This window comes from Microbacterium sp. (assembly GCF_035277845.1).
GTDB lineage: Bacteria > Actinomycetota > Actinomycetes > Actinomycetales > Microbacteriaceae > Microbacterium.
The window spans coordinates 1-13,519 of record NZ_DATEJS010000298.1 but is presented as its reverse complement, the minus strand read 5'-3'; the positions used below and the strand labels follow the sequence as shown (position 1 = coordinate 13,519).

Genomic DNA, 13,519 nt, shown 5'->3' with positions numbered 1-13,519 from the left:
GAGGCGGTCGGCGCGCTCGGTGCCGTTGCCGTGCAGCAGGAACCAATCCGCCCGCCGCGCGACGGCGGACGTCATGATCGGATCGAGCGCCGCGAAGCTCGTGCTGACGAGCAGGCGCCGTCCGTCCAGCTGCACGGACTGGGCGAGGGCGATCAGCTCGTGCACGCGGGCGGCGTGCAGGATGCGGTTGCCGGTGTACTCCCAGTCGAAGTTGCACTCGTTCGCGATCTCGACCAGCACATTGCGCCAGCCGCCCTCGAGCAGGAACCGGGTCGCGGCGATCGTGGCGCGGCGCACGGCATCCTCGTCCTCGAGACGCATCTCCTGTCCCTGGTAGAAGTAGTCGACGATGACGACGAGACCGAGGCGATCGGCCTCGTCGAGGATGCGTCGCAGGCGGGCGAAGAAGGCCGGGCGCAGCGAGCCGTCGGGTGCGAATCCGCCGCTGTCCCACGGCTGCGACGCGCTGTAACCCTGCGGACTGCCGCCCTGGATGCCGACGGTGATCGCATCCAGGCCCCCGGCGCGCCAGCGCGGCATCGCCGCCAGGTACTCGGCCGCGTTGCGCTCCGCGTCCCACACGCCGGTGTCCGGATAGGCCCATTGCCCGCGCGTCGCCGGGTTGAGATCGTCGAAGATGCCGTTGATCATGCGGCTGTTCAGCAGCAGCCCGTCGACCGGCACGCCCAGGACCGTGCGCCCGGCGTTCGCGAGGCGCCCGTCGACGATGAACGCCTCGCCCTCGATGCCGATGGAGGTCATGGGGTCACACCTGCACGGCGCGCACGGCCATGTACGGGCGGCCGGGCAGCTCCACGCGCACGGTGCCCGCGTGGGTGCCCGGAAGACGGTCGACGGTCATATTCCAGGTGTCGATGACGTCGATCGTCCAGTCGCCGTCAGGCAGCATCAGGTTGCGGAAGCGCGGGCGGTTGAAGCCGAAGTAGCCGATGCGGTGGGTTTCGGTGCCGCCCCACGGCACGTCCCAGTCGCTCACCAGCGGATCCCACACGCCGTCGGGTGCGAGCGCGAGCTGGTGCTCGAGGAAGCGGATGCGCTCGGGGGACGAGCCGTGCAGTGCACCGCCCTTGGACCACCACAGCACCTCCGGGTCGTCGCCGGCGTTGCCGGACGTATCGGTCGCACCGCCCGCCGCGACGGGCAGATAGGTCTCTCCGTGGCCGACGTAGCCGCCGCGCACCGCGCCCTCCCAGAACCGGCGGGTCATCTCCTCGCCGGTGATGTTGCCCCACCCCTGGTCGATGTCGCCCTCGTAGGCGCACTCGTCGATGACGACGGGCTTGCCCCACCGCGTCCGCCACTCGTCGGTGTTCTCCGCGGTGCGGTAGACGTCGACGCGCTGGATGCTGACGTGCGTGATCCAGGGCTTCGAGTAGTCGTAGAACGGCCGGCAGTTGTGGATCGAGTTGAGGTGGCCCACGGCATCCTCCTCGGACACGATGGCGGCCAGGCGCTCCCAGTCCGACTCGTCCTTCGCCCAGAGCAGGTCGTACTCGTTCGCCATCGACCACCACACGTTCGCGAAGGCGGAGAGGCGGCGTACGACGTAGCGCAGGTAGCGGTCGTCGACTGCGGGGCCGAGGTCCGCGAAGCCCCACCGGTCGTACGCGTGGAAGAGGATGAGGTCGGCCTGGATGCCGAGAGCTCGGAGTTGCGCGACGCGCTGTTCCAGGCGACGGAAGTGGGCCGGGTCGAACCGCTCCAGGTCGAAGCCGTCCGCCGGCGATCCGGGGAACGGGAAGTCGGCGGGCTCGTTCGCGTTGTACAGGTACGACTTCGGGAACACGCACATGCGCAGCTTCGTGAACGGCGCGTCGGCGAGCGTGGCGAGGGTCTGCTGCTGCAGGGCCTCGGACTGGTGCGTCCACGCGTACGCGGTGCTGCCCAGGGGGCGGTGCCGCGTGCCGTCCGCATGGCGGAAGTGGAAGCCGTCGACCCGCACGGGCCCGTGGTCGCCGTCGGCCGCGGCGGTGACCCTCGCGCGACCTGCGATGCCGTCGAGCGAACGCGCCGTCGAACGCGTGGTGAACGTCCAGTCGCCGTCGGCATCCGCCAGCGCACGCACCACGTATTCGCCGTCGCCGTCGTAGAAGCCGCCGGTGCGCACGGTCGACCCGTCCGGGCGCGTCCACACGGCATCCAGCTCGACGTCGACGAACGGGTTGCCGTGCGACGGACCCGTCAGCCGTGCCTCGAGCACACCCCACCGCGTCGCCTCCGCGGGCGGGGTCAGGGCGGCCGAGCCGCGGGCGACGTCGACGGCCTCGTAGGCGGGGTCCGGGTCGATCGCCGGAGCGTACGGCGGCCGCTGCACGTCGTCGCCCACCTCGGCCAGAGCCGCCCACAGCTCGTCTCGGGCGGCCGGATCCTCGAGGGTCGGGGCGATGGCGATCAGCGACCCCAGCCGGCCGTCGCGGAACTGGACCGCCATCGGCGACGCGGCGATCCCGGGGAGGTAGCGCTCCAGGATCGCCCGCGCGGCGGGGTGGTCGAGGGCTTCGCCGAACGTGGAGCGGCGGTCGAACATCGGTGACCTCTGTCTTTCGGGGAGGAGGGTGGGCGGTGGCCCGGTCGAGGATCAGTGATTCAGGCGGCCAGGATGACGCCGAGGTCGGCGGCGAGGGCCACCGCGCGCGGGTCGGCGCCGCCCGGCCATGGACCGCGCGCGATCGTGTAGCCGAAAGAGATCCCGGTGTCCGGGTCGACACAGGCGAGCGCCCCGGCCGCGCCGTCGTGCCCGAACGCGCGCGGACCGCCGAACGCGAGCTGCTGGGACGGCTTCTGGAACACGATCGCGTGGGACCGGCCCTGCTGTCCGAGCACCTCGTCGTATCCGCGCACCTGCTGCAGCCCGATGGTCTCGACCGTGTCGGCGCTGAGGAAGGGCGCGGCGTCGCCGACACCGGTGACCGCGCTCGCGAACAGGCGGGCGAGCCCGCGGGCCGTCGCCGTTCCCGATCCGGCCGGATGCCCGAACCGCCAGCTGACCTCGTCGTTGGCGAGGTCGACGGGCGGGCCGTCCATCCGCATCGCCGTGGCGAGCAGGCCCGACCACGGCGGCACGAGGGAGTCCGACACGGGACGGATCATGGGCAGCACCGGCACCCGGCGTCCGTCCAGCTCGGGCGGCAGGCCGAGGTGCACGTCGATGTCGTGCGGCGCGCGGATGTCCTGCTCGAACACCTCGTGCAGGGTGCGGCCGGTCACGCGGAAGACGAGTTCGGATGCCAGGTTGCCGATCGTGACGGCGTGGTAGCCGAACGCCGATCCCGGCTGCCACAACGGACGGGATGCCGCGAGCTTGTGCGCGGCGGCGTGGTGGTCGAGCAGGTCCGCCCAGGTGAGGGCCGGCGTGGCCTGCGGAAGGCCGGCCTGGTGGGAGAGCAGCTGCCGCACGGTGACGGCGGCCTTGCCCTTCGCGGCGAACTCGGGCCAGTAGTCGGCGACGCGGGCGTCCAGATCGAGCTCGCCGCGCTCCACCAGCAGCCCGATCGTCAACCCGATGGTGTTCTTGGTGACCGAGAACGGAACCATGAGCGAGTCCTCGGCGAGATGCGGACCGCCCCACACATCGAGAACGATCCCGCCGTCGTGATAGGCCGCGGCCTGGAACGACAGATCGGGGTCGGCGGCCAGGCTCGCTTCGAGCCGCTCGACGATCGTGCCGAGCCGGGTGTCGGCGCATCCGTGCAGGAGGCCGTCGAGTCGGGTGGACGTCATGCGGGGATTCCTTCCTGGGATGCCGCGGCTGCCGCGGCGAGGGGTGCGCGCTGGGCGCGGATCAGGTCGCGATACCAGTAGGCGCTGTCTTTGGGCGTGCGACGCTGGGTGCCGAAGTCGACGTGGACGATGCCGAAGCGCTGCGAGTACCCCCACGACCACTCGAAGTTATCGAGGAACGACCACAGGAAGTAGCCGCGCACATCGGCACCTCCGCCGCGGGCATCTGCGAGCGCTGCCGTGTACCCGGCGAGGTAGCGAACGCGCTCCGGGTCGTGCACGGCCCCGTCCGGGGTCGCATAGTCGCCGAACGTCGCGCCGTTCTCGGTGACGTACAGCGGCAGGTCGGTGAACTCGGCCGCCAGTCGCTGCAGGACGGCGCTCAGGGCCTCCGGAGTGTCGGACCAGCCGAAGTCCGTCGGGGCCGGCTCCACCTGGATCATCCGCGCGCCGTTCCACGCCTCGGGGTCGGCCGCGACGAGCGTGTTCGTGTAGTGGTTCACGCCCGCGAAGTCCATCGGCGCCGAGATGAGCGCGAGGTCCCCGTGGCGGACGAGTCCGGTGTCCGACTCGGTCTCGGTGAGGCCCTGGTCGCCGAAGACGGCGGCGACGTCCGGGCCGTACGAGCCGTGGTAGACGGGCTCGAGGAAGACCCGGTTGAACCGGATGTCGAGGTCGGCGGTGGCGGAGGCATCCGCGGCGCTCGCGGTCGCGGGGGCGAGGCTGCTCACGAGATTGGTGATGCCGAGCTTCGCCGCGGGGCGGCGCTCGCGGAAGGTGCGCAGCGCGAGGCCGTGGCCGAGCAGCAGATGGTGCGCGGCCCGCACCGCCTCGGACAGATCGGTGTGCCCGGGCGCCTGCATGCCCCACCAGTACGACAGGAACGACGCGCAGACCGGCTCGTTGACCGTGATCCAGTGCTCGGCGAGGTCGCCCAGGGCGTCGGCGACGAGGCTCGCGTACGCGCCGAACAGTTCGGCGGTGCGACGCTCCGGCCATCCACCGGCATCCTGCAGCGCCTGCGGCAGATCCCAGTGGTAGAGCGTCACGTACGGTTCGATGCCGCGCTCGCGGCACCCACGGAGGAGATCCCGGTAGAACGCCACGCCCTCCGGGTTGAGCGGGCCGTCGCCGGTCGGCTGCAGTCGCGACCACGACAGCGACAGACGGTAGGCGGGGATGCCGAGCTCGGCCATGAGGTCGAGGTCGTGCGGCCAGCGGTGGAAATGGTCGCAGGCGACCTCCGCCGTCTCGCCGTGGTGGATCGCGCCCGGGCGGGTCGCGAAGGTGTCCCAGATGCTGGGGCCGCGCCCGCCCTCGGCGACGCCGCCCTCGATCTGGTAGGCCGCCGTCGCCACCCCGAACACGAAGTCGTCGGGCAGTCCCAGCCTGCGCGGTGCGAGGTCGCGATCGCTCATGCCGCCTCGCCCTGCGCCGCGATGAGCGCACGCCTGGCCGCGCGTCGCTCCTTCTGCTCGTCGGGGTCCGGCACCGGGGCGGCGAGGAACAGGCGCTGCGTGTACGGATGCCGCGGGCGAGCGGTCACCTGGTCGCCGTCGCCGGTCTCGACGAGCTCGCCGCGGTACATCACCGCGACGCGGTGGCTGATGTGGCGCACCACGGCGAGGTCGTGCGAGATGAACAGGTAGGCGACGCCGGTGCGCTCCTGGATCTCGATGAACAGGTCGAGCACGCGCGCCTGCGTGGACAGGTCGAGCGCGGAGACCGGCTCGTCGCACACGATCAGCTTCGGGTCGAGGGCGAGCGCCCGCGCGATCGCGATGCGCTGCCGCTGACCGCCGGAGAACTCCCGCGGCAGACGGCTCGCGGCGCCCGCGGGGAGTCCGACGCGGTCGAGCAGGCCGCCGACCCGGGACTTCGCGTCCCGGGTCGCCACGCCGCGTGCGGTGAGCGGCTCGGCGAGGATCTGCTCGATCGTGAGCGACGGATTCAGGGAGGAGTACGGGTCCTGGAACACGACCTGGATCTCGTCCGCGAGGGAGCGGCGGGCGCGTCGCGTCAACTGCCCGATCTCACGGCCGGCGTAGCGGATGCTGCCGTCCGTGACCGGGGCGAGGCCCAGCACCGCACGCCCGAGGGTGGTCTTGCCGGAGCCGGATTCGCCGACGAGGCCCACCGTCTCGCCGGGACGGATGTCGAGGGACACACCCTTCAGGGCCCGGAACGGCTGCGCGCGGAATCCCTTCGCGGGGTATTCGACGACCAGGTCGTTGATCTCGAGGAGGGGGTCCATGTCAGGCTCCTTGCGCGACGGCGCCGGCGGCGAGCGGTCCGCGGGCGGGTCCCTCGTCGAGGATCGCGTCCAGCAGCGACTGCGTGTACGGGTGGGAGGGGTTCTTCAGGATGGTGCGCACCGGGCCGGACTCGACGAACAGGCCCTGCTGCATGACGGTGACACGGTCGCACAGATCGGCGACGACGCCGAAGTTGTGCGTGACCAGGAGCATCGCCATGCCGCGTTCGCGTTGCAGGTCCCGCAGCAGGTCGAGCACCTCGGCCTGCACGGTGACATCGAGCGCGGTCGTCGGCTCGTCGGCGATGATCAGGTCGGGGTCGGTCGACACCGCGCCGGCGATCAGCACGCGCTGGGCCATGCCGCCGGACACCTCGAACGGGTAGGCGGCGAAGGTGCGCTTCGGGTTGGGGATGCCGACGCGCTCCAGCAGCGCCAGTGAGCGTTCGGTCGCATCCCGCCGGCTCAGCCCGAGGGTGAGGCGCAGCGGCTCGACGAGCTGGCTGCCGATCGTGAACGACGGATCGAGGTTCGACATCGGCTCCTGCGGGATGTATCCGATGCGTGCCCCGCGGATGCCGGAGTACACCTTCTCGGAGGCATCCTGCAGGGCGATGCCCTCGTACTCGATGAGGCCACCGCTGACCCGGCCGCCGCGGGGGAGCAGGCCGAGCACGGAGAACGCCGTCTGGGTCTTGCCTGAGCCGGATTCCCCGATGAGTCCGTGCACCTCGCCCTTGCGGACGTCGAGGCTCACGCCGTGCACGACCTCGACGACGGAGCCGTCGGGCTGGTCGTAACCGACGGTCAGGTCGCGGATGCGCAGCACCTCGGGGTGCGCGGCGGCGTCCGGGTCGTCCGGGTGCACGATGGTCTCGGCGATGACCGGCAGCGCAGCGGAGTCGTCCAGGGGCGCGGCATCCCCGCCGCCGGTCGCGATCGACGTGGTGACGGCCGCGATGGACCCGGTGGCGGTGGTCACGGCGCGGCGGCGCCGCCGGCGGACGACCACGGTGCGCTCCAGCTCGTCGCGCATCGCGTTGGCGAGCAGGGTCAGGGCGATGCAGGTGAGCGAGATCGCGAGCGACGGCCACAGCATGTTCAGGGGCGTCTTGTACATGTTGGTGAACGCGTCGCCGAGCATCTGGCCCCATGTGGGGATGGACGCGTCGCCGAGACCGAGGAACTCGAGCCCGGACTGGATGGCGATGGCGATGCCCATGATGATCGCGGACTGGATGATGATCGGCGCGCGCACCACGGAGAGGATGTGGCGGCCGATGATGCGCGTGTCGGAGAGTCCTGAGACGCGGGCGGCGTCCACGTACAGCTCGCCGCGCACCGCGGTGACCGCGGCGTACACCAGGCGGTAGAAGGCGGGTGCGAGCAGGACGCCGAACACCAGCATCGCGAGCCACACCGACGGACCGAGGACGGAGCGGGCCGCGAGCAGCACCACCATGCCGGGCAGCGCCATCACGAGCGAGGTGACCCACGAGGCGACCCCGTCGAACCAGCCGCGGTAGTAGCCCGCGACCAGACCGGAGATCACGCCGATGACGAGGGCGGTGACGAGGGCCACGAGGGCGGCGGCGATGCTCACCTGGGTCGCGACGAGCAGGCGCGAGAGGATGTCGAACCCGCTGCTGTCGGCGCCGAGCGGATGGGCGGCGCTCGGCGGTGCGAGCACGAGCTGCACGGATGCCTTGTTGGGGTCGTGGGGCGCGAGCCAGCGGCCGACGATCGCGATGACGGCGACGGCGGCGAGGAAGATCGCGGAGACGAGACCGAGCGGGCGGCGGCTGAGCCGGCGGAACAGCGACGCGCGCACGGGCGGGGTGGGGACGGTCTGGGGGACGTCGACGGCGGTCATGACAGTCGCACCTTCGGGTTGAGAGCGGCTTGCGCGAGGTCGATCACGAGATTGACGATGACGACGATGATCGCCGTCGCGATGACGACGCCCATGACGACGGGGATGTCGCCGGCGGTGGTGGCCTGCACGGTGAGCTGGCCGATGCCAGGGAGGGCGAAGACCTGTTCGATGACGACCGCGCCGCCGATGAGGCCGACGAACTGGAGCGCGAGCACCGCGAGCGCGGGACCGCCGGCGTTGCGCAGCACGTGCTTGTACACGACGCGGTTGATGCCGATCCCGCGGGCGCGGAGGGTGCGCACGTAGTCACGCGACATGGCGTCGACGACCGAGCCGCGGACCTGCTGCGAGACCGAGGCGATCGCCCCGATCGAGAGGGCCGCGATCGGCAGGGTGACCGACGACAGCCAGCCGGTGAACGAGGTCGTGACGGGGATGTAGCCCACCGCTTTGAACCAGTGCAGGTCGATGGCGAACGTCAGCACGAGGAAGAGGGCGATGAGGAAGCCCGGGATGGCGAAGCCGACGACCGACACGAACTGCACGAGCCCGTCCACCCAGCCGCCGCGGCGCGCGGCGAGCACGCCCAGCACGATCGAGAGGACCGCCGAGACGAGCACCGCGCCGATCACGATGGACAGGGTCACGGCGAGCCGGCTCGACACGCTCACCGAGACGAGCTGACCGGTGGTCCAGGAGCGCCCGAGGTTTCCGGTCAGTGCGCCCGTCAGCCAGTTCCAGTACTGCGTGACGAGGGGCTGGTCGAGGCCGAGCTGGTGGGTCTTCAGGGCCACGGTCGCAGGCGTCGCGGTGGGGCCGAGGATCTGCCGGGCGATGTTCCCGCCGCCGAGGTAGAGGAGGGTGAAGGCGATCACGGAGATCGCGACCACCAGGACGACGCCGGAGATCAGGCGCCGCACGATGAACACGAGCATTTTCGCTCCCTGTCAGATGTCGGATCCGGCCCGCCTGCGCGCAGGCGGGCCGGAGGTGCCGGGTGTCAGGACTTCGGCGTGAAGTCGTAGATGGCCGGGAACGCGTTCGTGTTCAGCATCGTGACGGACGTGGCGGAGTCGGTCGCCACGCTGCCCTGGACGCGGAAGAGGGGGGCGAACCAGGCCTGCTGCACGACGTACGCGTTCAGCTGCTTCACCGCGCTCGTGTCGCCGTGCTGGATCTTGGCGATCAGCGCATTGGCGGTGGGGTCCGAGTAGTGGAACGGGTTCCAGGTCGCCGTGGGGGAGAGCATGAACTGGATCAGCTGCCAGTCCGGGTTCTGCTCGAGCGCCATGAACGCGGCCGGGTACTTCGGGGTGAGCTGGGCGGTGATGTAGTTGGTGCCGACGTCGGTGCCCTTGACCGTGATGCCCACGTTGGCCAGCTGCTGTGCGAGCAGGTTGAAGGTGCTCGCGCCGAGCAGCGACGTGGTCGGCATGTCGATCGTGAGGCCGTGCGGGTAGCCGGCCTCGGCCAGGAGCTTCTTGGCGCCGGCCGGGTCGTAGGCGTACGTGCCGTCCAGGGTGGCGTCGAAGCCGGCGGACGACTTCGGGAAGACCTGCTCGGTGACGGTGCCGTATCCGCTGGCGACGGCCTTCAGCAGCGCCGGACGGTCGAACGCCATGTTGATGGCCTGGCGGACCTTGACGTTCGCGAGGGCCTTGTTCATCTTGCCGCCGCGGTCGTAGAGCATGATGCCCTCGAAGTCGAGCTCGTTCTTGTTGATGGTCCAGCCGGCGGCCTGGATCTGCGGCAGGCTGTCGTTGTTGATGAGCTTGACGGCGTTCGCCTCGCCCGACTTGATGGCGTTGAGCCCCGAGGTCGCGTCGCTGTACACGTTGATGACGAGCTTGTCGTAGTGCTGGAGGCCCTTGTCCCAGTACTTCGGGTTCTTCGTGTAGACGTACGACGTGCCGGTGACGGTGTCCTTGGTGTCGAGCACGTACGGCCCGGAGCCCACCGGGTTGGTCGCGAGGTCGCCGGCGGTCAGCGACTTCGCGCTCGCCACGAGACCCGCGTCGCGCGAGAGGTTGTTGAGCAGGGCGGGGTCGGGGGCGTTGAGGGTGAGGACGACCGTGTCCCCGCTCGCCGTGATGCTCTTCACATCGGACAGATCGGATGCGTCGGGCGACGTGCCCTTCTTGAAACGGTCGAGGTTCTGCTTGACCACGTCCGCGGTCAGTGCGCTGCCGTCGGTGAAGGTCACGCCGCTGCGGATCGTCAGGGTGAGCTGCGTCCCGTCGGCGTTGTAGGCGTACTTCGACGCGAGCATCGGCTCGACCTTGCCGTTCGGCTTCATGAGCAGGAGGGTGTCGAAGACGGCCTGGTAGAACGGCGAGGCGTTGCCCCATTGGGCGCCGGCCGGATCGAAAGTCTGGGGAGCGACGACCGCTCCGAGAGTCAGTGTTCCCCCCGAGGTGGCGCTGCTCGAGCTGCTGCCGCCCGCGCCGGAGCACCCGGCGAGCGTGATGGCGGTAGCCGCGAGAAGGGCTGCTGCTGTGGCCTTCCAACGGAACATCCTTGGTCCCTTTCGGTCTGGCGATACCCCTGCGGATCGCTCTGCCTCGAAAAGTAGCACCGGAAGGTCAAACTGGTCAACCGGTTGCACCAAAGAAAAGAACGCTCACGGGATCCCGCTAGCCGGCTCACATAAAACCCTAGGGGTGCTCGGTTTTGACGGCTCCCCACCATACCGCGCGGATGCCGCGTCGGGGCACCCGATCGCATACTATGTCAACAATCACCTAGTGAGGGATGATGATGACGGATCTGAACCTGCTCGAGTCGGTGCTCATGGGGCTCATCGCGAGACGTCCGGCGGCCGGATACGACCTGCGGCGGTACCTCGAGCGTCAGGGACGCGTGTTCGGATACATCCCGCAGTCCTCGCAGATCTACCGGCAGCTGGCGTCGCTCGTCGGGCGCGGACTGCTCGACTACGCCGTCGACACCGACCGCGGCGGCCCCGATGCCAAGGTGTACTCGCTCACCCCCCAGGGGACGTCGGCCTTCCTGGCCTGGGCTGATGCGCCGTTCGAGCCGAGCCTGCGGCCCATGGACGCTAACTTCCAGCGCCACTTCCTGCTGGCCGGGGCGGTGTCGCCCGTCCTCGCGCTCCGGATCGTCGAGGTCGAGCTGCAGTTCCGGATCGCGCAGGAAGCCGAGGGGACGCCCGCCGGGTACCCCGCCTCGGATGCCGGCACGGGCGCGCGCTACGACCCCGACTGGGTGGAGGAAGCCGCGTTCCTGGCCGATGCCCGAGGCAACGCACTGGCCCTGGCGCACATCTCCTGGCTCACCACCACGCAGCGCCGTCTGGTGCGGCTGATCGAGCGGACCGGGGCCGTGTGGCCGGACGGGCGGTGGCCCGAAGCGGCATCCTCGCCCTTGCGTGACTAGGGTGATAGTCATATAGTTGGCGGCACCCGAAGTCAGGAGCATCCATGGTCGAGTCCGCCCGCCGCCGGCCCAACATCGTCATGATCCTCACCGATGACCATGCGGCGCACTCGATCGGCGCGTACGGCTCGGTGGTGAACGAGACCCCGCGGATCGACGAGCTGGCCGAAGCGGGCGTGCGCCTCGACAGGTGCTACGTCACGAACTCGCTGTGCTCGCCGAGCCGCGCCTCGATCCTCACCGGCACGTACAGCCACGTCAACGGCGTGACCACCCTGTTCACGCCGATCGACGCGAGCCAGCCGACGTTCGTGTCGCAGCTGAAGGCAGCGGGATATCGCACCGCGATCGTCGGCAAGTGGCATATGGGCGAGGGCGCCCCGTCCAACCCGCGGGGGTTCGACTACTGGGACGTGCTCATCAACCAGGGCGAGTACTTCGATCCGCGGTTCCTGTCGAAGGACGGCGTGCGCCGCGTCGAGGGCTATGCCACCGACGTCATCACCGACCTCGCGCTCGACTGGGCTGACGGCCTCGACGGCGACGAGCCCTGGTGCCTGCTGATCTGGCACAAGGCTCCGCACCGTTCGTGGGAGCCGGACGAGAAGCACCAGGACATGTACGCCGACCCGATCCCGGTGCCCGGCACCTTCTGGGACGACTACAGCACGCGGTCGGCGTCCGCGCGTCGCGCGCTCATGCGGATCGTGGACTACCTCAACAAGGAGGACCTCAAGGTCGATCCGCCGGAGGGCCTCTCGTACGAGGAACTGGCGCTGTGGAAGTACCAGCGGTACATGCAGGACTATCTGCGCTGCGTCGCCTCCGTCGACGACAACGTCGGCCGCGTGATCGACTGGCTGCGTGCGCGGGGGGAGTTCGACGACACCCTGATGATGTACTCCTCGGACCAGGGGTTCTTCCTCGGCGAGCACGGCTGGTTCGACAAGCGGTTCATGTACGAGGAGTCGCTGCGGATGCCGCTCGTCATGAGCTACCCGAACGGCCTGCCGGCCGGCACCGCCCATGACGGCATCGTCACGAACGTCGACTTCGCCAAGACGATCCTCGAAGTCGCCGGCGTGGCGCCGCACGACCGCATGCAGGGACGCAGCTTCTGGGGCGATCTGCACGGCGCGCCGACGACGCCTCCCGCGGAGGGCATGTACTACCGCTATTGGGAGAACGACGACTGGTTCCACAAGGCGCCCGCGCACTACGGCTACCGCGACGAGCGCTACAAGATCATCTACTTCTACAACGCCAGCCTGGGGCTGGCCGGGGCCGGGTTCTTCGAGTATCCGCCGGAGTGGGAGCTCTACGACCTCGACGTCGATCCCGAGGAGCTGAACAACGTCTACGCGGATCCGGCGTACGCCGAGGTGCGCGAGATGATGACGCGGAAGCTGGCACGTGCACAGGCGGAGGTCGGCGACGAACCCTGGCAGGGGCAGCGGATCACCGACGATCAGCGCGGGGCGGTGCTGTCCCGGCTGACCGGGAGCTGAGCCACTCGCCGGGGCCGAGGGTCACCCGGACCGTGCCCCCGGGGGCCGAGACGGAGAGGGTGCGGGGCCCGCGGTCGAGATTGGCCACCAGCACGGTCTCGTCGCCGCCGCGGGATCGCCCGCCGACGGCCCACACCAGCCCATCGGGGCTCGCGCCGTGCAGCAGCGTCGTGCCGGACAGCGAGGCGAGGGCGCGCACGGCGTCCGCGACCGGTCGATCCGTGCCGTCGGCGCGGCGCAGGCCGCGCGCGCCCCATTCCTCGAAGTACGTGAGGCTCGCGACCCCGGGCACGGCCAGGGCGGCGGCGCTCGCGATCGTCCAGGCGGCGAGCTCCCAGACATCCTGACGCTCGTCGTCGGCGTCGATCAGCTGCGGGCCGTAGCCCGCGCGCAGGTCTGCGTCGGCGGGCATCGGCGGGGGAGTGGTGGCCACGTTGTTGAACCGCGGACGCAGGGTCACGGGGCCGATGTGCACCGGCGTTGCGGCGGCCTCGTCCACCGCCTGCTCCGCGACGAGGCGCTGCATCGCGACGGACTCGACGAGCTGTGCGGTGCCGCTGCTGTGGAACAGGGGCGTGAGGCTGAACACGATGCCGTCGAGGTCGTCGGGCAGCCGGCGGTGTTCGCGATTGAGCTCGGTGAAGTGCGACCGTGCCCCGCCGACGACGGGTGCGACGACGCCCGCCTCGGCGAGTGCCGCGCGCAGGGTGCCGACCGAGGCGGCATCCGACACGTGTGCGGATT

10 protein-coding genes and 1 pseudogene are annotated in these 13,519 nt (G+C 70.2%); 2 read left to right on the top strand and 9 right to left on the bottom strand.

Annotated features, from left to right (window positions below):
* From VJR25_RS13070 to VJR25_RS13035, 8 genes are all read right to left on the bottom strand, one after another.
* Positions 1-762: hypothetical protein (locus tag VJR25_RS13070; RefSeq protein WP_324115706.1), on the bottom strand; the 762-nt coding region annotated here is incomplete at its 3' end.
* A 4-nt stretch (positions 763-766) separates the two neighbouring features.
* Entirely contained in the window at positions 767-2,548 is a 1,782-nt protein-coding gene (locus VJR25_RS13065; RefSeq protein WP_324115704.1) for a DUF5605 domain-containing protein, read from the bottom strand.
* A 59-nt stretch (positions 2,549-2,607) separates the two neighbouring features.
* The gene (locus tag VJR25_RS13060; RefSeq protein WP_324115702.1) at positions 2,608-3,741 is read right to left on the bottom strand and encodes a serine hydrolase domain-containing protein; all 1,134 of its coding nucleotides are present in this window, start codon (positions 3,739-3,741) and stop codon (positions 2,608-2,610) included.
* Positions 3,738-5,159, bottom strand: a complete 1,422-nt coding sequence (locus tag VJR25_RS13055; RefSeq protein ID WP_324115700.1) for a GH1 family beta-glucosidase — start codon at positions 5,157-5,159, stop codon at positions 3,738-3,740. The genes VJR25_RS13060 and VJR25_RS13055 overlap by 4 nt, the downstream gene beginning before the upstream one ends.
* Positions 5,156-5,995, bottom strand: coding sequence for an ATP-binding cassette domain-containing protein (locus VJR25_RS13050; protein WP_324115699.1), 840 nt, complete (start codon positions 5,993-5,995; stop codon positions 5,156-5,158). Before VJR25_RS13050 ends, VJR25_RS13055 begins: the two co-directional genes overlap by 4 nt.
* A 1-nt stretch (position 5,996) precedes the next feature.
* Positions 5,997-7,868, bottom strand: a complete 1,872-nt coding sequence (locus tag VJR25_RS13045; protein WP_324115696.1) for a dipeptide/oligopeptide/nickel ABC transporter permease/ATP-binding protein — start codon at positions 7,866-7,868, stop codon at positions 5,997-5,999.
* The gene (locus VJR25_RS13040; RefSeq protein ID WP_324115694.1) at positions 7,865-8,806 is read right to left on the bottom strand and encodes an ABC transporter permease; all 942 of its coding nucleotides are present in this window, start codon (positions 8,804-8,806) and stop codon (positions 7,865-7,867) included. The genes VJR25_RS13045 and VJR25_RS13040 overlap by 4 nt, the downstream gene beginning before the upstream one ends.
* 65 nt (positions 8,807-8,871) lie before the next feature.
* Entirely contained in the window at positions 8,872-10,386 is a 1,515-nt protein-coding gene (locus VJR25_RS13035) for an ABC transporter substrate-binding protein (protein ID WP_324115692.1), read from the bottom strand.
* Positions 10,387-10,628: 242 nt separating this feature from the next.
* Between VJR25_RS13035 and VJR25_RS13030 the strand changes: the two genes are divergently transcribed.
* Together VJR25_RS13030 and VJR25_RS13025 are read left to right on the top strand one after the other, a co-directional pair.
* Positions 10,629-11,267, top strand: coding sequence for a PadR family transcriptional regulator (locus tag VJR25_RS13030; RefSeq protein WP_324115689.1), 639 nt, complete (start codon positions 10,629-10,631; stop codon positions 11,265-11,267).
* Between the two features lie 44 nt (positions 11,268-11,311).
* Positions 11,312-12,775 carry a sulfatase gene (locus tag VJR25_RS13025; RefSeq protein WP_324115687.1) on the top strand — a complete coding sequence of 488 codons (1,464 nt, stop codon included), beginning with the start codon at positions 11,312-11,314 and terminating at the stop codon, positions 12,773-12,775.
* Here VJR25_RS13025 and VJR25_RS13020 read toward each other — a convergent pair.
* Positions 12,726-13,519: pseudogene (locus VJR25_RS13020) on the bottom strand (hypothetical protein); the annotation flags it as partial. The gene VJR25_RS13025 and the pseudogene VJR25_RS13020 overlap by 50 nt on opposite strands.